Here is a 22907-nt window from a genome sequence, read left to right as displayed (position 1 = left end):
TTGATGACCAGGTCAATTATTAAAATGAAAAAACCACCTGCCAACGCCCTTTCCCAAAAAAGAAGCGGGCCCGTAAAAGACCCTGGATTTACCCGGCTTGTGACAGGACTGGGCCTGGTCATGGTCATGGCCATGGGGTTCAGACTCAACATTCTCTCCCTGGGGGATATCCAGTCCCAATCTTTAGGCTTGGTTCCCAAACCCCACAGACGGCTGTTCATTCTGGTCAGCTCCCTGGTGGTGGCGGCCATTGTCTCTGCCTGCGGGCAGATTGCCTGGATCGGTCTTATCATTCCCCACATGGCCAGGAGCATAGCCGGACCAAAGCATGAACGCATGATTCCGGTCACGGCCCTTTTGGGTGCCATTGCCCTGGTTCTGGCCGATACCGCAGCCAGATCCATGACCACCTCTGAAATTCCCGTGGGCATTATCACGGCCCTGGCAGGCGCCCCGGTATTTGGATTTTTATTGTACAAAAACAGGGGGGCCGGATGGATTTAACCCGGACACCGGTTCTGGAATGCCAGGACCTTTGCTTTTCCTATGCAGGCACCTCAATATTCAAAAATATCTCCTTGAAGGTTGACCCTGGAATCTTCTGCGCAATCCTGGGCAGGAACGGCTCCGGCAAAACCACCCTGATCCATTGTCTGAACCAGACCCTTGTTTCGGAATCAGGCCAGGTGAAAATCCAGGTGAAAAACATCCATGATATGAGGCCGGGCCAGATTGCCCGGCAGGTCAGCCTGGTGCCCCAGGAACAATTGGATATTTTCCCCTTTAAGGTCCTGGATGTTGTGGTCATGGGAAGAGCCCCTTTCCTGGGCCTGGCCCAGCGCCCCGGCCCAAAAGACTATGATCTTGCCGCCCAGGCCCTTGACCATCTCAATGCCGGCCATTTGGCAGACAAAGCCTTTAACCGCATTTCAGGGGGGGAAAAACAAATCACCCTCCTGGCCCGGGCATTGATCCAGGCATCAGATCTTTTGCTTTTGGATGAACCCTGCAACCACCTGGATTTCAACAACCAATTCCATCTTCTCTCTAAAATAAAAACGCTTTGCCGTTCCAGGGGGATCAGCATTCTGGCCTCCATGCACGATCAAAACCTTGTGGCCCTGTTTGCCGACCAGGTGGTGATGATCCGCCAGGGAACCATTCTGGCCCAGGGCAGAACCGCCCGGGTCATGACCTCTGAAAACATTTCAGCTTTGTACAATATCCCGGTCTCAGCTCTGGCCTTAAATAAGACCAAAGACCTTTTTTTCCCCGATGCCCTGATAAAAGGATCACTATGACTGAAACTTTATATTATACCGCTCTGATTCTGGTCTCTCTTGAACTTGCCGCCCTTTTGGGCAAAATGACCCGGATCCATATCCTTGCCCTGGTACTCAGAACCCTGGCGGCCTGGGCAGGGGTTGTCTTTGTCATTGTCCGGGCGGGCCGCCCCCCTTTGTACGGCCCTTTTGAAGCCTCAATCTTCATTGCCGCCCTTGGGGGCACCCTGGCCCTGATCTTTGGAAAAAAGCCCCAAAAGCCAGGCCTTTTTTACCTGGCCTCAGCCCTGACCGCCCTTGGGGTACTGGCACTTCAATGGGGAAAACCCATGGAGTTCAACCCGGATTATTATATGTATGCCAATCTCTGGGTGATCCTTTTTTTCAACTTCAGGCTTCTAGGGGTCAGCGTTTTACTCCACGGAACCACCCAATACCTGACCTTTGCCATGGCAGGGTCAAAAGTATATCAGGCCGGCGGAAGAAATACCCTCCTGGCCGGGGCCTGTGTCTATCTGGCCGGAGAATGGACAGGATCCCTCTGGTGCCTGAACTGGCTCGGGGACTCCTGGCAGTGGAGCCATGGATTTTTCAAGGCCTCCATTCTCTTTCTTTTGGTCATGGCGGCCTGCCACCAGCCCAAACCCAAGGACGGCCCAAGACACCCGGCAATCCAGGGTATTACCGGAGCTCTGCCAGGGCTTTTCGGCATTTATATGATCTTTTTCCATTAAAGGACCCCCCATGATCCAACGTTTAAGTTCCATCCGCCTGACCTATTATTCTCTCTGGATTCTGGTGCTTGTCCTGGCCCTGGGCACAGGGCTGAGTCTAAACCAGAAAGAAATTTTCAAGGCCCTGAACCATGGGGACCTGTACACATGGCTTGCCATGGTATGGCAGGACTATCCTCTGGCCGCGGCCTGGTTTTTAGCCCTGGGCCTCATTGCCGTCTGCCTTTTGGCCAACGGAATCTGCTGCTGCCTGTCCAGACAGCTTGTCCCGGCCAGACCTCTTCCTTTACCCCATATACGGTCCAGGTAAAAGAGGTGATTTTTTCCGATGATCCGGCCCTGCTCAAGGCATCCAAAAAACAACAAAGAGGACTCATGACCCGAGACAGGGTCGGGCTTGACCACAACTGGGCCACCCTTGCCCTGGTCAAAGACGGGGGCCGCCCGAGCCTGCACCCCGTGTTCATGCTCTCCCCCTTAAGAGAGGGATTTTTTCAGGCCACCATCACCGATTTTGTCATTGACCCTGATTCAGAGCAGCCCGGGGTCGTTCTTAATTTTACCCACAACTATTTTAATGTCCTGTTTTTCAGCATATGAGGAAGAGATTCTGGTTAACCAGATGCTCGCAGCCCTGCCCAGACCCGAAGCCCTTGTACAGGAAGTGGTCACGGGACAAAACTTCACCGGGGTCATTGCAGGCGGCCGCATGGGGCTTGCCTCCTTTCTCGGCGCCAGGCCCAAAGAAAACGAAAAAGACCTGGCCCAGACCCTTGTTGGAAAACCCGTAAAAGAGTCGGCCGACCTTGTCAAACAGTCTTCCCTATGGGCCATATCCCTTGGATTTGCGGCCATGAATGCTGGAAACGCCCCGGATCCAAACAGGGTTGAACCTGACAATTTTCCCGCAGAAGACCTGATTGCCGAGCTGGGAAAAGACAAAACCGTGGGCCTGGTGGGAGAATTCCCCTTTGCATCAGCCCTAAAGCAAAAGGTGGGTACCCTTCATCTCTTTGAACTCAAACCCGTATCAGGGGCCCTTGCCAGGGACCAATGGGAAGAGGTGCTGCCCCGGCTTGAGATTCTTGCCCTCACCGGCACCACCTTGCTCACCCGTCACATGGCCTGGTACCTTTCCCGGGCCACCCGTGCAAAGATCATCATCCTCGGACCCACCACGCCGGCATCTCCAACCCTGTTTGAGTTTGGGGCCGATTACCTGTGCGGGTCCGTGGTAACGGACACAGGCCGTGTATCTGCCAGCATCCGGGCCGACCTTTGTTTCAAGGATATAAAAAAAAACGGGGGGATTATCTTTACCCGGTGGAAAAAAACCAGGTAAACTAGGGGTAACCATTCTTTGTTTACCCGGCAGTTTATACAGGCATTTTAAATACCTGTTTTTTTACCGCCCCCGGGGTTTACAATGCCCCGGGGGTGAGGTAAGAGAGAATTTAACTTGTGTATACCAAATCAAGGAGCAGCCGTGATCAACCCAACCATCGTTGCCTCGCTTGGGTTAACGCCTGTGACCCAGTCCATGTGCCATGGGATGTATGTCAAGATAAACACAGAAGACAATACCCCGGAAGCCATTCTGGAATATGCGTCCTGGTGGCAGGATGACAAGGAAAAACTCAATTGCCTCTGGTGGGTGCTCAACTATTGGTCAGCACAGCTGGATCCGGACAGACGTCTGAGGTCCCGTGTGGAAGAGCTTCTGAATACCCTGGCAAGAACGGATTCTGACACACCTTAGGTCAGTTCCAATCGAAGATCAGAGGCCGGCTTTAGCTTTTTGCCCCGGTCTTGGGAGCAGCACCCCAAATATCCACGATTTTGGTATTTCCGGGATAATCCACGGTTTTATACTGGGTAATATTGGCCAGGGTGGTGGTAATGCTTCCCAGCCGGCTGGCCTGGGATTTGATGGAACTTAGGCTTTTTTTGGAACTGGGAGAGCACGGATCCATGAGCAAAAGCTCTGAATATCCGAGAATGGCCTGGAGGGGCTGATTGATTTCATGGCAGACCGCCCCTGCCATCTCCAGCACTCCCTGAAGCCGTTCCCGCTCAAAGGTCTCCTTTTCAGCAGCCCTTCGCTGGGAAATATCAATAAAGGTGCCAATGGTCCATGAGAGGGGGCTGTGGATCCGGGTTGAATTGAGCCGGACATGAACGGGAAACAAGGACCCGTCCTGTTTTATCATATTAATTTCATAATCCACTTTTTCGGTTGGGGCAATCCCCTGGTAGATTGTTTTTCCGGCCAGTATAAAATCCTGGCTGGCCCCGTAAACCATCTTGACATTCTGGTTCTCAAATTCCTGCTTTGAGCGGTATCCGAACATCCGGACCATTTCCGTGTTCACCCATTTAAACAGCCGGTCCTCAATCAGGGCAATACCCACGGGCGAAGATTCCAAAATCTTTTCCAGAATCTGTCCCTGGTCCTTAATCTGGGTTTCCGCCTCTTTTCGCTCAATGGCCAGAGCCACGTGCTGGGAAACCGAGTTGAGCAGGCTTAAATCCCCTGAATGAAAGGCGGTGGCCGAGGCATAATCCTGAATGGACATGACACCGATCACCCGGTTTTTTACAATCAAGGGGCTGCCGAGCCAGACCTTGAATGGCCGGCCATTGTTATGACCACAGGCTGTTTCCAGACTCTCTTTTCCATCAAAAATCATGGGGGTTCTTGTCTGAATCACTTGGCCGATAAGGGTTTGGGTCTTGCTGAAATTTGAAATTTCCAAAGGGGGAGAAGAGGTTTCATTGACATAATAGGGAAATTTCAAAAGATCTTTGACCGGGTCATACAGGGCGATAAAAAAATTATCCACACAGAGGATGGTGTCCAGGGCTTTGTGGATAACACCATAGAATTCTTCTAAATTTCGGGTATGGGAGACTGCATTGGATATTTCAAAAAGAACGGCAAGGGTCTTTTCCAGACTCCGCTGCTGCGCTCTGTTTCCAGACTTATTTTCGTCCATGGCCATTTGTGTATTCAATCCAATCTTATAAACGCTGTGATGAGCCCGCCCCCAGAATTCAGTCACCCTGAAATAGGGCGCTATTATTCCATCAATCCCTCTTTTAATCAAGGTACAAAAGAATATTAGTTGGAAGAGCGCCAGATATCGACGATGGTGGCATCTCCCGGGTATGACATGGTTTCATACCGGGTAATCTTGGAAAGGCGCTTGGTAATTTTTCCGATGCGGTTGGCCTGGGACTTGATCTCTTCCAGGGCTTTGGGGGTAACGGTTTCAGGCGTATCAAACAGGGTGGTATACCCGAGAATGGTCTGCAGGGGCTGGTTGATTTCGTGGCAGATGGCCCCGGCCATTTCAAGCACCCCCTGAAGCCGCTCTTTTTCCATCCGCTCCTCATGGACCCTTTCCCTCTGGGACAGGTCGGCAATGGTGCCGATAATACGGTTTGTCCCTTTGCCGGAGCCTGTGGCAATGACATGGGCTTTAAAATGAGACCCGTCCTTGCGGACAAGTTCATAGTCAAAATCAGCCCGGTTGGCTTTGATCATCTGGGATTCTATTGTCTGGCCTGCGGCTTTGTAATCTGCTTTTGATCCATAGATAATGGCTGCGCTTTTGTCGGTAAGATCGCTTTTTGACGAATACCCGAGCATCTTGACCATCTGGGTGTTCACCCATTTAAATATTCTGTTCTCCACAAGACAGATCCCCACAGGAGAAGACTCGAGAATGGTTTCAAGCACCTGCTGCTGTTCCTTGAATTTTTCTTCTGTCTCTTTTCTTTCAATGGCCAGGGCAATATGCTGGGAGATGGTGTTGAGCACGAAAAGATCAGATTCTTGATAGGCTTTTGGAGAATCAAAGTTCTGGATGGCCAAAGCCCCGATGACCCGGTTCTTGATGATCAAAGGTGCCCCCAGCCAAATTTTGGACACCGTGCCGATCACCTCCTGATTCTGCCGGCGGGAAAAATCAATGATATCCTGCTCATAAAAAATCATGGGCTGCCTGGAATCAATCACCTGGCCGGTGAGGGAAGCGGTTTGGCTGAAGTTGAAAATCTCGTCGGGAAGTTCGTCCTTTTCATCCACATAATAGGGAAAGGTGATGGAATCTTTGTCTTTATGGTAAAGGGCAATATAAAAATTATCCACGGTAAGGATGGTGTCCAGCGCCCTGTGGATATTCACATAAAGGTCATACAGGTTCCGGGTATTGGAAACCGCCTGGGAAATATCATACAAGACCTCAAGGGCTTTTGTATCATCTCTTTTTCCTTCAGAAGAATGCCTTTTAATGCTTGATCCCATTTAATCTGCTCCCCAATCCCGTGTTTCCCTGTATTTCGGTTTGATTTTTATGCTATAACACGGTATGTGCCAGTATAGCAGTCAGACTGGGGAAAGAGTAGTAAATAATAATATTAAATTCAATTGCCGGTATACCCTTATATGAAGTCCATAGAAGAAATCTCGCTCTTATATGAAATCAGCGAATCCCTGAACCAGCACATGGATATGAAAAAATCCCTGTTCAAGGTATTAAGCGTTTTATCCGAATCCCTGAACCTGATCAGGGGGATCATTTTTCTGACCAATACGGAATCCGGTGAAATCAGAATTGAAATCGCCCACGGGATTTCAGAAGAAAAAACCCGGCAGATAAAATACCTGCCGGGAGAAGGGATTATCGGCCAGGTCATCCAAACGGGAAAGGCCGCAGTGGTACCTAGAATCAGTGAAGAGCCCCTGTTTCTTGACAAAACCCATTCCAGAAACCTGGGCCAGGGCCAGGACTATTCTTTTATCTGCGTGCCCATTAAAAAAGAAAACCGGGTGGTGGGCGCCATTTCTGCGGACCGGCCCTATGAGGGCAAACGCTCTTTGATCAACGGAGAAAAACTGCTCTCGGTGGTGGCCACCATGGTGGCCCACCATGTCATCAATATTGAAACCATCCGGGTGGAAAAAGAGCAGCTCAAAACCGAAAATCTCCGGCTCAAATCAGAGCTGGAAAACAAGTACTCGTTTACCAATATCATCGGCAACTCCAACAAGATGAGAGAAGTTCTCCAGATGATCTCCCAGGTCTCCTCCTCCTCGGCCACGGTATTGATCCGGGGGGAAAGCGGCACAGGCAAGGAGCTTGTGGCCAACGCCATTCACTACAACTCAAAACGGAACCAGAATCCCTTTATAAAGATCAACTGCGCGGCCATACCTGAAAATCTAATTGAAAGTGAGCTGTTCGGCCATGAAAAAGGGGCCTTTACCGGGGCATCCCACCAGAAAAAAGGAAAGTTTGAACTGGCCAATCAGGGGACAATTTTTTTAGATGAAATCGGAAACATGGATCTTTCAGCCCAGGTTAAGCTGCTCAGGGTCCTCCAGGAAAAGGAATTTGAACGGGTGGGGGGATACAAGCCCATACGGGCGGATGTCAGGATTGTGGCGGCCACCAACTCCAACCTGGAGGAGATGGTCCAGCAGGGCAAATTCAGGGATGACCTTTATTTTCGGCTCAATGTCTTTCCCATTTATATTCCCTCTTTGCGCATGCGCAGGACCGATATCATCCTGCTGGCCGATCATTTCCTTGAAAAATACAGAAAAGAACACACCAAGGAGATTAAACGGATTACCACCCCGGCCATTGACATGATGATGGAATACCACTGGCCGGGCAATGTCAGGGAGCTTGAAAACTGTATTGAACGGGCCGTGATCCTCTGCAATGAAGGGGCGGTCCATTCCTACCATCTGCCGGCCACCCTCCAGACCGGCACCAAGTCCAAAACCCTGCCCCTCTCCCTGGAAGCTGCCGTGGGCAGCCTGGAAAAAGAGATTCTCATGGATGCCTTGAAAAATACCCGGGGAAATATCAACAAGGCAGCCAAACTCATTAATATCACGGTGAGAAAATTTTCCTACAAGGCCGGTAAATACAATATCAATTACAAGGACTATCGATAGGCCCGATCCCAAATAGGTTGACACCATCCTGATTTGGAATTACCCTGTTTTAAGCAATCTCTGTCATTATTAATTTAAAGGCTGTGTCATGAAAAAAATGCTTATGGGCCTGTGCCTTCTGGTTTTTTCTTTTCCCTCGTGCGACTCGGGCAGCATTGAGCCGGGCAGATCCCCCCAAAACCCCCAGTCCGTGGCGGTTCTGCATATTGTTCCGGTAGAGAACAAAGTCATCGTCAGAACCCATGCTGCCGTGGGCACCATCCGCCCCCTCACCCAGACCCGGATCGAATCCCAGGTTCCAGGCCAGGTGCTCAAGGTGAATGTGGTCCCTTCAGCCCGGGTTACCGCAGGGCAGATTCTGGTCACCTTGGACAGCCGAAAGCTGGCTGCCCGCCTGGAACAGGCAAAAGAGGGGCTTGCCTATGCTAAAAACAGTCTCAACCAGGCCCGCAAGGCCATAGAAGAATCCCAGGCAGGGCTTGATCAGGCCCATGCCGCCTATTTGAGAACCAAAATATTGTTTGACAAAGAGGTGGTGCCGTCCCAGAAACTGGAAATAGACAGGGCAGGATACCTCCAGGCCAAGGCAAGGCTGGACCGTTCAAAGCAGGGCGTTGGCGCGGCCAGAGCCAATATCAGAAAGGCCCAGGAAGTGGTGCGTGAGGCCAATATTGCCATGGGATTTACCCGAATCAAGTCCCCTGCCCCTGGCGTGGTGGTTGAACGCCTCATTGACCCCGGTGACCAGGCCATTCCGGGAAAACCCCTGCTCACCATCCAGACCAGCGGATCCCTTCGCCTGGAAGCCCGGGTCAGGGAAGGGCTTATCCATAAAATTATCCAGGGTAAATCCTATGGGGTAAAGATCCAGACCCTGGGGCAAACCCTGAGTGCCACCATTGAAGAGATTGTTCCCTATGCCGACCCCCAGACCCGGACCTTTTTGGTCAAGGCGGCCCTGCCGAACACCCCCGGGGTCTATCCGGGCATGTTCGGCCGCCTGCTCATCCCGGTCAAAGAGGAGCATACCCTGCTCATCCCCGAGGCCGCCCTGATCCGGGTGGGCCAGCTGGAAATGGTGAATGTCAAAACAAAGGAAAATGAATTTTACCCGGTTTATGTTAAAACCGGCAAACGCTTTGAATCCAAAATCGAAGTGCTGACAGGGTTAAACGCAAACGACACCATAGGATACTAGTATGAAAAATGATTCCAGCCCCGGCCTCCTGACCCGGATCGTTGAGGTCTTTTTGTCCTCCCAGCTCTCTATTATCCTGGTACTCATCGCCTTTAGCCTGGGCATTTTTTCTGTATACATCACGCCCAAAGAGGAAGAACCCCAGATTGTGGTGCCCATGGCAGACATCTATGTCAGGGCGCCCGGGGCCAGCCCCAAAGAGATTGAAACCCTGGTGGCCACCCCTTTGGAACAGATCCTCTGGGAAATTGACGGGGTGGAGTATGTCTATTCCATGTCCACCAGGGAAATGGCCGTGGTCACGGTCCGTTTTTTTGTGGGGCAAGACCGGGAAAAATCCATTTTAAAACTTCACAACAAAATCCAGATGAGCCTGGACCGGGTGCCGCCCATCGTGGACAACTGGCTGGTCAAACCCATAGAAATAGATGATGTGCCCATTATCACCCTCACCCTTTACTCCCCTTCCAATTCAGATCATGAACTGCGGCGGGTGGGTGAAGAAATGGCCACAAGGCTTTCCAGGCTGAAAAACATCTCCAGAACAAAGGTGATCGGGGGGCGGTCCAGGGAAATCCGGGTGGAGGTGAATCCTGAGCAGATGAAAGGGTTTGACATATCCCTTGAAGATATTCATCTGGCCCTGTCAGGGGCGGATGTCTCCACCCAGGCAGGTGTTTTCAACAAGGCCAACAAGGCCATCACCCTGACCTCAAGTTCTTTTCTCTCTTCTGTGGAAGAAGTAAAAAACCTGGTGATCTCGGGCCGAAAAAAAAGTCCGGTCTACCTGAGTGACGTGGCTAAGGTGATCGACGGTCCTGAAGAATCCCTCTCCTATACAAGGATCGGTTTTTCTGCCCATGGCCTGAAAAACGAATCAAAAGAGGGGCCAGATACCTTTCCGGCAGTCACCCTGGCCTTTTCCAAAAAAAAGGGGACCAATGCCGTGGCCGTGGCAGACAGCATCCTTGAGGAAGTGGCTGCCATGAAAAGAAAAATCATCCCCCATGACATGCGAATCGAAATCACCCGGAACACAGGAGAAACCGCCCGACTAAAGGTGAATGAGCTGTTAAGCGCCCTGGGATTTGCCATTCTCTCGGTGGTGGTGCTTTTAGCCTTTACCCTGGGATGGCGTGAGGCCATGGTTGTAGCCCTGGCCGTACCCGTCTCATTTTCCCTGGCCCTGTTTGTCAATTATATCTTCGGGTATACCATCAACCGGGTCACCCTTTTTGCCCTGATCCTCTCCCTGGGCCTTGTGGTGGATGACCCCATCACCAATGTGGACAATATCCAGCGCCATATCCGGATGGGAATCCTTCCCCCGTTCAAAGCCGCCCTGGCGGCGGTCCAGGAAGTTTTACCCCCGGTGATCATGTCCACCATCGCCATTATTATCTGTTTTACCCCGCTTTTTTTCATCACCGGGATGATGGGCCCCTATATGGCACCCATGGCCGTGAATGTCCCCCTGACCGTAAGTTTTTCCACGGTGGCGGCCCTGACCATTGTACCCTGGGTCTCTTATCATCTGCTTAAAAACCGTCCCCCCCCCAAACAGGCCTCGAAAAATCCCATGAACCGGGCCGCTGCCATGTACAGGGCCATACTCACCCCTTTTCTGGATAAGGCCTGGCTTAGAGCCGTTCTCGGACTTGTCATTGTCCTGATGCTGGCCGGGGCGTGCGGACTTGCGGTATTTCGCCTGGTCCCCCTTAAACTGCTTCCCTTTGATAATAAAAATGAATTCCAGATTGTCCTGGATCTTGAGGAGGGCAGTTCACTTGAGCAGACAGACCGGGTGGTCAAAGCATTTGAAGCCTACTTAAAAACCGTGAACGAGGTCACAAATTTTGTCTCCTATACCGGCATTGCCTCTCCCATGGATTTTAACGGCATGGTCCGCCATTATTTTATCCGGGAGGGAAGCTATCTGGCAGATATCCGGGTCAACCTGGCCCCCAAAGAACAAAGGCAGCAGCAGAGCCACGCCGTGCTGCTCAGGCTGAGAAAAGATCTGGAGGCCATTGCCCGGAAACACAAAACAAAGATTGCCCTGGTTGAGGTGCCGCCAGGCCCCCCGGTCCTCTCAACCCTGGTGGCTGAAATCTACGGTTCCTACGACACCCCCTATTCAGACCTGATGACGGCAGCTAAGACCATTAAAAAAACAATGGAAAAAGAAAAGGGGGTCACTGACGTCCAGATCATGACCCAGGGGCCAAGCCCCAGGATAGACATTGTTGTGGACCGGGAAAAAGCCGCCCTCCACCAGATTGACACCCAAGCCATTTTATCTGCCCTGAACACAGCCGTGGGCGGCAGATCCCCTGCCAGTATCCATCTGGACAGGGAACGCAGCCCCTTGTGGATCAAGGTGATTTTACCCAGGAAAAAACGCTCGGACCTGGCGACCATCGCCAATATCCCCATCCGGTCCGGATCCGGCCACCTCATTCCCCTGGCAGAACTGGCAAAAATCCGGGAGACCCAAAACCGGCCCCCCATTTACCATAAAAACATGGAGCCCGTGGTCTATGTCACCGGTGAAATGGCAGGAAGAGCCCCAGGAGAAGCCGTGCTGGACATGATGGCCACCCTGAAAACGATCTCCTTTGACGAAGGCATCAGGATCCAATGGGCCGGAGAGGGGGAGTGGAAGATCACCTTGAGGGTGTTCAGGGATATGGGGCTTGCCTTTGCCGCAGCCCTGATCGGCATTTATTTTATCCTGGTGGTGAACACCCGGTCATATGTCATGCCCATGCTCATCATGATGGCCATTCCCCTGACCATCCTGGGAATTATGCCGGGATTTTTCATCCTCAACCTCTTTGTCAGTGATGTGGGAGGTTTTTCCAATCCCGTATTTTTCACCGCCACCTCCATGATCGGCATGATCGCCCTGGGAGGGATTGTGATCCGCAACTCCCTGGTGCTCATCGAATTTATCCAGGAAGCCGTTCAAAAGGGAAGCCCCTTTAAAGAGGCCATCCTGGATTCGGGGGTGGTCAGGATGCGCCCCATTGTCCTTACCGCCCTGACCACGGCCATCGGCGCCTTTCCCATCACACTGGATCCTGTGTTTTCAGGACTTGCCTGGGCATTGATTTTCGGACTTTTCGCCTCCACCCTGTTCACCCTGGTGGTGATCCCGGTGGTCTATTATGCCCTGTACGATAAATCATCATCAATGAGGTAAATTATGAAAATGGAAGAATATATCCGCGCCATTGCAGGGGTGATCATCCTAGTGACCCTGGCCCTGGGCTGGCTGGTTTCTCCCTATTGGTTCCTGTTTACGGCCTTTGTGGGATTAAACCTTGTTCAGTCTGCCTTTACCGGAATTTGTCCCATGGAAACGATTCTGGAGACCATCTTTAAAATTCCCAAATAATTCAGGACCTGGTCCGGCAGTCCCCTGGGATTTGTTTCAAGTGTTTCTTGACAAAAATTGCTTAAAGGCCTTAAAATTAAACCCGCCTGAACAAGAATCACCAACATAAAAATAATAACCCGTTTGGGGAGCGAATATGAACGATACCTCTTTGGTGTTCAAGCCGGAAGAGCCGGAAAACCCTTCCGGCCCGGCCTTGAAAGCCTGGAAACTATTGATCGTTGACGATGAACCAGAGGTGCATACGGCAACCAAACTGGTGCTGGACGATTTTTCATTTGAAGGCAGGTCCTTAGAGTTTCTCTCTGCCTATTCCGGTAAAGAGGCACTTGACTGCCTGGGGATCCACGACGATATTGCCGTCATCCTTTTGGATGTGGTCATGGAAACCCAGCATGCCGGCCTGGACGTGGCCAGAACAATACGAAAAGAATTAAAAAACAAACTGGTCAGGATTATCCTGCGTACGGGCCAGCCCGGCCAGGCCCCGGAGCGGGAAGTCATAGTGAATTACGATATCAATGATTATAAACAAAAAACCGAGATGACCTCCCAACGGCTCTTCACGGTCATTTACACGGCCATCCGGTCCTACCGGGACATGCAGGCCATTGAAAATAACCGCACCGGGTTGCGGTATATCATTGAAGCCTCAGGGGATCTGTTCAAACAGCATTCCATAAAAAAACTGGCCCAGGGTGTGCTCACCCAGATTTCGGCCCTGTTCAGGCTCCAGGATTCATTGTACATCAGGAATGAAGGCTTTACCATGGCCAAAGGGCCCAACGGCGACTGCGAATTTATCGCAGCCACGGGAAAATATGCCAATACAAAAACAGACAACACTTGCCATTCCATGGATCCGGAACTGGAATCCCAATTAAAACAAACCATTAAAGACCAAAAAAGCCGGTATTTCGGCAATAATTTCATGGGATACTTTCCCACCCAGAAAAAAAAGACCACATCCTTTACCTGGAAGGATGCGATAAAAAAATGACCCAGGAGTATGAGGGTCTTTTGGATATATTTACCCGGAACGTGGGTGTGGCCTTTGACAACCGATATTTGAACCAGGAAATCCAGGAAACCCAGCAGGAGATTATTCATCTTCTCGGAGAAATCGTTGAAAACAGGTCCAGGGAAACCGCCTACCACGTCATCCGGGTCGGTGAATACATCGAGATTTTAGGAAAGGCCGCCGGATATCCAAAAGACGAAATAGCGCTGATCAAGGCGGCCTCCCCCATGCACGATGTGGGAAAAATGGCCATACCCGACGCCATCCTTCTCAAACCCGGAAAACTGACCCCTGAAGAATTCACCATCATGAAAACCCATACGGACATCGGGCATAAAATTCTCTCCTCCTCAAAACGAAAGCTTTTGAAAATGGCGGCTGAAATTGCCTATACCCACCATGAGCGCTGGGACGGCACAGGATATCCCAGGGGACTCAAAGGGGTTGAAATCCCCTTGGCCGGACGGCTCACCTGCCTGGCCGATATTTTTGATGCCCTGGGCAGCGAACGGGTTTACAAAAAAGCCTGGCCCGTTGACAAGGTCTTTGACTATATCAGCCAGGAAAAAGGCAAAATATTTGACCCCCACCTGGTCAACACGGCCATGAAGGCCAGGCAGCAAATCCTGGAAATTCAGGACAAATACAGGGATGATCCCCTTCAAAACCCAGGTGTATAAGAGATTGGATTACGGCGTCTCCCCCCGGGCCCGATCAGGACCCGGGAATTTTTCCTGCTGAACACACCGGGGACTTTCGGATATTTCCCATAGATTCCAATAATCAGACCCAAAACCCCGGGCTATAAACAAGACCTTCAAGGTTTACCTTTGTGAGGTTCCTGCCCGGTGTTATACTCTGGGCAGTGTCCAAAGATAAATCCGGGTCGATAGGCGCCATATCTGCCAGATATGCCCTGTCATAGGGATAGACCAGAATTTGTCTGCCCTGGTCTGCAAGCTTTGAGGTCAAACCAAAGTCCACCTCGCCCAGAGGGGTCCAGATCACATAAAGGGGAATCTGTCTGCCGGAACACTCCTTGCGCACACGCGAGGCAATGGCAAGAATCCGGTCCGTTGTAATGGGCTTTGATCGGTTGAACCTGTTCTGGATTAACAGGCCTGCCGCATAAACATGGTGAAACCCGATACTGGCATCCCTGAGGGCGTGGGCCATTTCAACACCAAGACCGGGGGTGTGGTTTAGATCTGAAATCAGGGCCAGGTTCCCGTAAACCGCAATGCCTTTGGATAATAAGGCCCGGCTCAGCTGACCATGGGCCAAAGAGACCTGCCAGGGACCCAGCCACCAGGTTTCAATCTCTATTTTCCTTGGCCGGGTCAGAGAATCGGTGACCAAAGCCCCTAACCTTTCGATATCCTCCCTGGTGAATTGCCCGGGCCTCTGGTCAAATGCCTGCCACCTGATTCTGATGGAAAAACCCCTTTGATCAAAGAGTTCCAGGCGCCTGACAAAAGAGACAATCTGATCAATCTGCCCTTTGATCCCAAAATCAGGTGCATCTGCTGCCCGAAAATCCACTCTCAACACAATATCGCTGATCTCAGGATGGGCTTCAAGGTATGCCATGGCCCGATCCCCAACATCCAAATCCATTTCCACCCGGGTCTTGTGAACCCGGCTCACCCCGGGACAGGGGCTTGAAAAACAGCTTTCCATCAAGGGGTCAGGTCCGTAAAATAATGTTTGAATCTCTTTTGCCCGGGCCCGTACCCCGGGATCTTCCAGGCAAATCTCTTCCAAGACCTCAAGGTCATGGGATCCCAGAAAATAATGGTCTTCCCCCATATCAATGAGGCACTTGACATCCAGGGTAAGATCCTTGTTTTCCCGGGTTTCAGGCAAAGCTGAACCGTTCCGGACCATCTGTTGAAAATAGGCCCGGGTATACGGGGTCCGGATCCAGATATGGGAGGGGTCGTCTCTATCAGGTGCCACAGCCCAGCCTGAGGAATGCCACTCCATCTTGCCCAAAGAGGTGGCCGTACAAAGCTTTGGAATGGCACGGTCTGAAATATTGGCCCTTAAATAGGTATAGGCCAATATTGAAAGGGAAATCGGGCTCCAGTATTTTTCAGTGCCGTGGATGGGATGGCAGGGGGTAAAAATATAATAAATCCGGACACCGGCCTGGCGCAGCAGGGTAAACAGCCTGGCCAGCACAGGACCCGTATCGTTGAGCCCTTTTAAAAACGGGGTCTGGACATAGACGGGAATCCCGGACCGGGTCAGTTCTGACATGATTTCAAGGCTTTGAATTGAAATTTCATCCGGGTGAACCATGTGAACCCCGATTTCAATAAGTTTTCCCTTGTCACGGCAAAGGTGCTGCTGTTCCTTGAGATAGGATAACAAGGCATGGTCGTGGTGGGAAAAAAGATGGGGATAATAGGCCAGGGACCGGGTGGCAATCCTCAGGGTCTTTACATGGTCAATCCGGCAAAGCCCCTTGATGGCGGCCTTAAGATTTTTCATGTTGATCAAAGGCTCTCCCCCTGTGATCAAAATCTCTTTGATATCCTTGTTCTGTTCGACCCTGGCCACGGCCGCCTTAACATCAGCGACCGTGGGGGATTTTTCTTTCCTCAGACTCTTGTGCTTTCTAAAGCAGAACCGGCAATACACCGGGCAGCGCATGTCCAGAAGAAAAATCGCCCGGTTTTGGTACATCTGTTCCATCAGCCCCTGCTTAAAATGGCCGTCAAAGGTCAAAGTATGACCGTTGGGGTCCAGTTCCCGGGCAAAGGGAAGGTATTGGGTCCCAACCCCCTCTGACACCAGGGACTGCCGGATCACATGGGCGGACAGCCTCACCGGGTATTGATCGAGCACCTCCTGGATTTTTTCCGCATCTTTTATGGGTCTGGCTGTGGCGGAAGATAAGGTTTTTACGGTTTTTACGGCAAGCAAAGACTGGCTTGGATCATCGGTTTCCAGCAAATGATATAAGAACAAGGTTGGCAGTTCAACCCTGTTAAAGACGATGTGTGCAGATCTTCCTTCGGCGGCCGCATCCAAAATAAGATGCCTGATCCCTGAAAAAAAACCGCCGGGATCCCTGTCAAACCCGCAGGCAGACAAGAGTCTGTCAAACCTTTGTTCAGGGGCAGCCCCTTTGAATATGCGTGCCCAGTCTTTGCCCAGAAGCGCAGGACTGCCAAAGGCCGCTAAAAAGTCCATTGCCGCCTGGGTCAAAATTTGATTTTTTTCAGGTAAAAAAAGCAATTCCAAGCCTTTTTTCATGATATTGATTCACCCTTTCTCTTCAAACCGTTTAAAAGCAACAGGTTTACCCCAGATGGGTTAAAAAAACACGAAATTTTTTAACCGGGGGCCAGAGATAACCCCTGTTGACCAAAATCAGCCCTTGATTTTGGGGTGCCCCAACCCGCATATTTCACGAATGGATTTTGCTTTAGCTTCAAGGGATCAGGCCGTGAAGCCTAAGTGACTCTAATGCGAACGGTCTGAAACGACACAGATGAGGTAACATTATCAGTTTTCGACCTTCAGGTTATGAACGATTCGGGCCATGGCAGATCGTATTGAGAATAGACAAATACGTCAGCCCAAGATTGAAACTCATAACGGTTTCAGCGCCAAAACACTCTGGGCTGGACCTGTCGTGCTCCATCGCACCCCCCTTTATTTGGGGGCGAAAATAACAATCAAAGATTTGGCCACCCCGCCGATCCCCCTGAGGGCATGGGGAATGCTGGAATCAAAATAAATACTGTCCCCTTTTTTCAGGTGATGGACCTGGTCAGCGCTTCTGAATTCAACAATCCCGTCCAGAACAAAGTGAAATTCCTCACCCTGGTGATCGTTGAACAAGAGTTTTTTTTCCTCCCTGGGCTCAATCTCCACCACAAAGGGTTCCATCTGCTTGCCCACCATGGGGTAGGCCAGGGCCTCCCATTTGTATCCGATCCGGGTTTCGTTTTTATGGTGAAATAATTTCTTAACCGAGTACCGCTCTTTTTTCCGGACCACCACAATTCTATCATCCATATTCTGGTCCTGGAAAAAATGGGAAATTTTAACTCCCAGGGCGGTGGAAATCTTGATCAGTGTGGCAATGGGCGGGGCGGCAGTATTATTTTCAATCTGAGAGAGTAAGGGTTTTGACAGGCCGGTAAGATCAGAGACTTCCTGTAGGGTGAAGGCCCTGTGTTTTCGAAGATTCCTGATCTTATTGCCCAGGTTCAGGGCGGCCACCTCTTCTTTTACTCTGGTTTCCATCTGGGGTGACATGGGTCCGGCCTCCTGTAAATTTTTAATCATAGTTAAAAAAACATGAAAAAAGTTTAGCACGGTGAAACTTTTAGATCAAGGAATAAGGGGGTGAGTTTTAAGTTGCACACCAGGGCCAGCCCAAGGAGAATGAATTCCCCCCAGGGAGATAAATTTTTTATGGCATCACTCTTGGCGCTTGACGCCAGAAACGAATCCGCCATGATCACAATTTTCCTTAACCTTTTATCTCCATTCATGGTATGGAAAAATAAAGATAAGACGGCACCCCCAAAACGGGGTTTTTTCCTGCACCCCCAAGCCCCTGTTGGGACAACCCTTTAATCCGGGAAAACCAAATGACCGTATACCAAGGCAGTATTCTCACCTGCGACGCCGAGGACACCACCTGCAACTATCTGGTGGAAGAAGAGGGAAAAATCAAATTTACAGGCAATGACCTGCCTGAAATCTATTCCGGTCACAACCGGGTGGTCTTGGGAAAAAAAGCATTAATACCCTCGTTTGGGGATTCCCACCTTCACTTTTCATCCTTTGCCCTGTTTTCAGCCACCCTGGATGTAAGAGAGGCTAAAAATTTTTCACAATTATCCGACCGGGTGAAGGCCTATGTGGAAAAGACCCGGGCCAAAGTCATCCTCGGCTTTGGCATCTCAGCTCATTCAGTGGAAGAGGGGCGTCTGATCACAAAAGCCGAGCTGGACAAGATAGAAAAACGGCCCTTGATGCTGGTGAAATACGATGGCCATGCCTCGGTGATCAATACGGCCATGCAGAACCTTCTGCCCAAAAAAATCAGTACGCTCAGGGGATATAATGCAGATACGGGCCAGCTTTTCCAGGAAGCCTTTTTTGCCGCCACAGATCATATCACCGGTAAAATTTCCGTGATTTCCCTGATCAAAAACATGATCTCAGGGGTGGATACCCTGGCATCCAAAGGGATTTCCCTGGTCCACCCGGCTGAAGGGGTGGGATTTTTATGGGATCTGGATGTGGATGTGGTCCGGTTTCTGGCCCGGGGGCTTTTAGACCCTGTCCAGTTCAGGATCTTTTTCCAGACCCTGGATATCAAAAAGGTGGAAAAACGCAAACTCCCCCGCATTGGCGGCTGTTTTGCCACAGCCCTGGACGGCTGCTTCGGCTCCTGTGATGCCGCCTTGAACCAGCCTTACACCCATGATCCAGCCAACTTGGGGATTCTTTTTTATGATGACAATGAGATCAATACATTTGTCCAGACCGCCCATGATAAAGGGCTGCAGGTCCAGCTTCACGCCATTGGGGATGCTGCCGTGGACCAGGCCGTGGCCGCCTTTGCCAGGGCCCAGAAAAATAATTTCAGAAAAAACCACCGCCACTCCATCATCCATGCCTGCCTCATGAGCCGGTCGGCCGTGGCAGGCTGCGCTGAACACGGCATCGGCATTGCTGCTCAGCCCGCCTTTATTCACTGGGACCTGGAACCCTATGAGTATATCAAAAAAATTCTGGGGGACCGTGTGGATGAGATCTCCCCCTTGAAAACCATGCTGGATATGGGCGTCCGGGTTTCAGGGGGGTCAGATGCCCCCTGCACCCAGCCGGATCCTGCCTTTGGGATCTATTGCGCCTGTAACCACTACAGAGAAGACCAGGCCATTACTGTGGCCCAGGCCCTGAAAATGTACACCAGTGAAATTGCCTGGGCAGGGTTTGACGAAAACCAGAGGGGCAGTCTTGAGCCGGGAAAAATAGCCGACATGGTGATTCTGGACCAGAACCCCTTTGAGATGGACAAAAAAGAGCTGTTCCGGTTAAAAACAAAAGAGCTTATTCTCAAAGGCCGTCCCTACAAAGGGGGCCAGGGCCTGGCAAGTCTATTATGGAAGGCAATATTGCCTAAAAAATAATCCCGGCCCTGTAAAACGCGGAGAACAAAACCCAGGCAGCATATTTCACGAATCTATTTTAGTTTAGCGGCAAGGCGTCAGGCCGTGAAGCCCTAGTGACTTTACTGCAAACGGTCTGCAACACCGCAATTTTCGGGCTAGGCCAGTTTATTGGTGGGATCTCCCTGGTCAATCATTTGATTCAGAAGATCTTTGTCCCGGCCAGCAGGCAGGCGTCCCTTTAAAAAGACCCGGGCCACCAGAACCTCTTTCTGGTTAAAAAAAGAACCTTCAGCGCAGGCCCGGCCGTTTTCCTCCATCTGGGTGATGGTGATCCGGCACTCAATGGTATCGCCTGGATATACCAGCTTGAGAAATTTAAAATCCATACCCGTGGCCAGCCATCCCACCTGGCCTCCGAACTCGCAGACCATGCCTCCCACCAAAAGCCCGTGGCAGATAAGGGTGTCAAATTTCTTGGCACGGGCCCATTTTTTATCATAGTGCACCGGGTTGTAATCCCGGGTCAGATCCCCGAATTTTTCAGTCTCTTCCCAGGTAAAGGTGCGGGTTATCACAAAAACATCACCTGCCGTTAATCCATGGACTGCTTTTTTTCTTAAAAAACTGGGCATACTCCCCCTTATTTGCAACAAGCTATGGCAATTTTCAGCCATTGTATGATAAATGATATTTATTATGTTTAGTCGGTTTATCCCAAGGTTGCCAGCACAAAAATATTTTTTACCCCCCTGGGCGGGCGCCATTCAAAAAATTTAATTAAAGATCCTGAATTTGAAACTTTCATACCTCCATATGCTGCACGGTTTTAAAACCGCGTTGGCCGCCATTATTGCCTATATTATCACCCTTGTTTTTAACCTGGAATTCGGATACTGGGCCGTCATTTCAACCGTCATTGTCATGCAGGTCTATGTGGCCGATTCCATTGATATGTGTCTTTACCGGCTCTCAGGCACCCTTATCGGTGCCGTGCTGGGGGTAGGCGTGATGCTGATCATGCCCAATACCCCCATAGGCATTGGAATCGGCCTGTTCGTAACCATTGGCATCTGCGCCTTTTTAACCCGGTATAAAACCCGGTACAGAATGGCCGCCATCACAGTAGTGATCATTATTATGACCGGGATTGCAGACCCGAATATCATCATGTTCGGCATTTCCCGGGTCATTGAAATCGGCCTGGGCATTATCTGTGCCTTTGGGGTCTCTGTGCTGGTCTTTCCCCGGCGAAAGGCCGATGTATTGCGAACCCGGCTTAAGGACCAGGCCCAGGCCTGTGACCGGCTCTGCCACTCTTTGGTCCATGCCTTTATTCACAAACAGCAGCATGTGGATGAGATCCAGGTGGAACACCTGGTGGACCAGGTCAGGGAAAACCAGGCCTTTTTATCAAAAATTCACCAGCATGAAGCCCTGATTTACCGGCTCACCACCGATCATTTCCAGGCCAAGGTCTTTCTCATGGGCCGGGCCGTACAGAACCTGAGAACCATGGCCAGGATATTAAACAGCCTGGAAGGCGAGGGGCATGAGATCATCATGGCAAATGAGCTTGAGGCCATGACCAGGGTCTCGGGCCATCTTCTCATTTGTCTGGTGACAAATAATCCAAACCTGGAAAAAGAAAAACTGGCCAGGATGATCAACGAGCTTGACACCCGCCTTTTGGGCATTCGAAAAGAGGGGCTTACGGCCCGGTTTGACCTCAAGCGGCTGGTCCAGGTATTTTCCTTTTACAATAGTTTTAAATACTATGCCGAGGACATCCTGGCCGGGGCCGAAAGAATCAGAGCCCAGCAGAATGCAACAGGGTCCTGATCCAACAAAAAACCTTGTGTCAATTTTAAAAATCAGGGTGCGGAACTGGCCAGTTTTTCATGGACTTTAATTTTCTGTGTATATTGTCCGGCCAGGCGAAAAAACCCGGGCATATCTTCTCGTTTCACAGGCGTTGCAGGCGTCGGGCTCTGGTCTAAGGGATTGACGGGTTTGCCGTTTTTCCGCATGCGGAAGCAAAGGTGATATCCGGTTGCAAGCCCGGTCTTTCCCACATACCCAATGACCTGGCCCTGGGTCACTCGTTTATTTTTGGCCATGGCCGCAGCAAATTTATTCATATGAAAATAGGAGGTTTCATACCCCCCGAAATGGCGGATGGTAATCTGGCGGCCCGTGGTTTTATGATCGTAAATAGAGGTGATCACCCCGTCTGCAACCGCCTTGATCGGGGTGTTTTTCGGGGCGGCATAATCCACCCCGGGGTGGGCCCTGTATTTTTTCAAAACCGGATGAAACCTGCGGGCCGAAAACAAAGAAGAGATCCGTGAATAGTTCAAAGGGGCTTTTAAAAAGCTCTTTTCAAGGGAAAGACCCTTGGGGTCAAAATAGATTTTTTTACCGGTTTCATCCGGATGTAAAAAGGCCTTGTATTCAACCCCCTGGTTAGTAAAAAAAGCCGCTTTTATATCCTTGTACCCGCAAAATTTTTCCCCTTTAAATTTTTTTTCCACCAATACCGAAAACCGGTCCCCGGCCCTGATATCTTTTATAAAATCAATGTCCCAGGCAAAAATATCAGACAGTTTCCAGGTCAAAGAGCTGTACTCCCCGGCCCTGAGAACCGCCTCTGCCAGGGAGGACTCAATATCCACGGAGACCACCTCCTCACGGATATCATACTCAATCGGCTGCTTGGATATGGTATAGTCTTGGCCCTGTTTTTTGATCACCAGGCGATGGTCGGCATTGATCTCATATTCAAAGGCAAAAAAATGATCCGGATTGAGAATGATCTTATAGGGCTGGCCTCGCCGGATCCGGGTCAGGGGAAAGACGGCTGCGGCCTGTTGATCTATCTTAAAAATATCAGAGAGGGCCTTACCCCCAAAGGGTTTAATATCCATTGCAGGGGCGGCAGAGACAAGAAGGAAAAAAAGACTGGCACTGATGACTCTTTTACATGGCAATGCATATATCCATTGCCTGATTTTCTCTAACACACAGCTTAATCTCATAGGGTTCAACCGGGTTGGGTTTCCTGTTGCATTCAAGATCTATTGGTTTTACAAAACAGTGAAAATACAGGACCTTGATCAAAGTGTAAACCCCAAGGTTGAATATCACCAATTTA

At 50.6% G+C, this 22907-nt stretch carries 19 protein-coding genes and 1 pseudogene; 14 read left to right on the top strand and 6 right to left on the bottom strand.

The features are described from left to right. Positions 1 to 3 precede the first annotated feature (3 nt). From HUN05_03755 to HUN05_03725, 7 genes are all read left to right on the top strand, one after another. Entirely contained in the window at positions 4 to 504 is a 501-nt protein-coding gene (locus HUN05_03755) for an iron chelate uptake ABC transporter family permease subunit (GenBank protein ID WDP84373.1), read from the top strand. Then, positions 495 to 1301 (top strand): ABC transporter ATP-binding protein, encoded by an 807-nt coding sequence (locus tag HUN05_03750; protein WDP84372.1) that lies wholly within the window; start codon positions 495 to 497, stop codon positions 1299 to 1301. Before HUN05_03755 ends, HUN05_03750 begins: the two co-directional genes overlap by 10 nt. Next, positions 1298 to 2017: a hypothetical protein gene (locus HUN05_03745; protein WDP84371.1), complete on the top strand. Its 720-nt coding sequence runs from the start codon at positions 1298 to 1300 to the stop codon at positions 2015 to 2017. Before HUN05_03750 ends, HUN05_03745 begins: the two co-directional genes overlap by 4 nt. Positions 2018 to 2027: 10 nt before the next feature. Then, a complete protein-coding gene (locus HUN05_03740; protein ID WDP84370.1) occupies positions 2028 to 2327 on the top strand; it encodes a hypothetical protein in 300 nt (99 codons plus the stop codon). Positions 2328 to 2332: 5 nt separating this feature from the next. Beyond that, a complete protein-coding gene (locus HUN05_03735; protein WDP84369.1) occupies positions 2333 to 2617 on the top strand; it encodes a hypothetical protein in 285 nt (94 codons plus the stop codon). Then, positions 2595 to 3359: a hypothetical protein gene (locus HUN05_03730; protein WDP84368.1), complete on the top strand. Its 765-nt coding sequence runs from the start codon at positions 2595 to 2597 to the stop codon at positions 3357 to 3359. Before HUN05_03735 ends, HUN05_03730 begins: the two co-directional genes overlap by 23 nt. Before the next feature lie 144 nt (positions 3360 to 3503). Further along, positions 3504 to 3776, top strand: a complete 273-nt coding sequence (locus HUN05_03725; GenBank protein ID WDP84367.1) for a hypothetical protein — start codon at positions 3504 to 3506, stop codon at positions 3774 to 3776. Positions 3777 to 3807: 31 nt separating this feature from the next. Here HUN05_03725 and HUN05_03720 read toward each other — a convergent pair whose 3' ends face one another. Next, a complete protein-coding gene (locus tag HUN05_03720; protein ID WDP84366.1) occupies positions 3808 to 5031 on the bottom strand; it encodes a GAF domain-containing protein in 1224 nt (407 codons plus the stop codon). A 107-nt stretch (positions 5032 to 5138) separates the two neighbouring features. Next, positions 5139 to 6326 (bottom strand): GAF domain-containing protein, encoded by a 1188-nt coding sequence (locus tag HUN05_03715; protein WDP84365.1) that lies wholly within the window; start codon positions 6324 to 6326, stop codon positions 5139 to 5141. A gap of 141 nt (positions 6327 to 6467) precedes the next feature. On the opposite strand from HUN05_03715, the gene HUN05_03710 reads away from it, so the two are divergent. The 5 genes and pseudogenes from HUN05_03710 (at position 6468) to HUN05_03690 (ending at position 14287) form a co-directional block, all read left to right on the top strand. Continuing rightward, positions 6468 to 7988, top strand: coding sequence for a sigma 54-interacting transcriptional regulator (locus HUN05_03710; GenBank protein WDP84364.1), 1521 nt, complete (start codon positions 6468 to 6470; stop codon positions 7986 to 7988). Between the two features lie 88 nt (positions 7989 to 8076). Further along, positions 8077 to 9186, top strand: coding sequence for an efflux RND transporter periplasmic adaptor subunit (locus tag HUN05_03705; GenBank protein ID WDP84363.1), 1110 nt, complete (start codon positions 8077 to 8079; stop codon positions 9184 to 9186). 1 nt (position 9187) lies between these two features. Next, complete coding sequence (locus HUN05_03700) at positions 9188 to 12391, top strand: efflux RND transporter permease subunit (GenBank protein ID WDP84362.1); 3204 nt, start codon at positions 9188 to 9190, stop codon at positions 12389 to 12391. A 3-nt stretch (positions 12392 to 12394) separates the two neighbouring features. Then, complete coding sequence (locus tag HUN05_03695) at positions 12395 to 12586, top strand: DUF2892 domain-containing protein (protein ID WDP84361.1); 192 nt, start codon at positions 12395 to 12397, stop codon at positions 12584 to 12586. 136 nt (positions 12587 to 12722) lie between these two features. Next, positions 12723 to 14287: pseudogene (locus HUN05_03690) on the top strand (DUF3369 domain-containing protein). 103 nt (positions 14288 to 14390) lie between these two features. Here the strand turns inward: HUN05_03690 and HUN05_03685 are convergent. Together HUN05_03685 and HUN05_03680 are read right to left on the bottom strand one after the other, a co-directional pair. Then, positions 14391 to 16871, bottom strand: a complete 2481-nt coding sequence (locus HUN05_03685; protein ID WDP84360.1) for a radical SAM protein — start codon at positions 16869 to 16871, stop codon at positions 14391 to 14393. 402 nt (positions 16872 to 17273) lie between these two features. Then, positions 17274 to 17882 carry a cupin domain-containing protein gene (locus HUN05_03680; protein ID WDP84359.1) on the bottom strand — a complete coding sequence of 203 codons (609 nt, stop codon included), beginning with the start codon at positions 17880 to 17882 and terminating at the stop codon, positions 17274 to 17276. Between the two features lie 338 nt (positions 17883 to 18220). Here HUN05_03680 and HUN05_03675 point away from each other — a divergent pair, with 338 nt between their 5' ends. After that, complete coding sequence (locus tag HUN05_03675; GenBank protein ID WDP84358.1) at positions 18221 to 19774, top strand: amidohydrolase family protein; 1554 nt, start codon at positions 18221 to 18223, stop codon at positions 19772 to 19774. 137 nt (positions 19775 to 19911) lie between these two features. Here the strand turns inward: HUN05_03675 and HUN05_03670 are convergent, their stop codons facing one another. After that, positions 19912 to 20388, bottom strand: coding sequence for an acyl dehydratase (locus tag HUN05_03670; protein ID WDP84357.1), 477 nt, complete (start codon positions 20386 to 20388; stop codon positions 19912 to 19914). Between the two features lie 160 nt (positions 20389 to 20548). On the opposite strand from HUN05_03670, the gene HUN05_03665 reads away from it, so the two are divergent. Beyond that, positions 20549 to 21595, top strand: a complete 1047-nt coding sequence (locus HUN05_03665; GenBank protein ID WDP84356.1) for an FUSC family protein — start codon at positions 20549 to 20551, stop codon at positions 21593 to 21595. A gap of 32 nt (positions 21596 to 21627) precedes the next feature. Here the strand turns inward: HUN05_03665 and HUN05_03660 are convergent, their stop codons facing one another. After that, the gene (locus HUN05_03660; protein ID WDP84355.1) at positions 21628 to 22743 is read right to left on the bottom strand and encodes a M23 family metallopeptidase; all 1116 of its coding nucleotides are present in this window, start codon (positions 22741 to 22743) and stop codon (positions 21628 to 21630) included. Positions 22744 to 22907 lie beyond the last annotated feature (164 nt).

The organism is Desulfobacter sp., assembly GCA_028768545.1.
GTDB lineage: Bacteria > Desulfobacterota > Desulfobacteria > Desulfobacterales > Desulfobacteraceae > Desulfobacter.
Note: the sequence above shows the minus strand (reverse complement) of the source record. Positions and strands in the feature narration are given on the sequence as shown.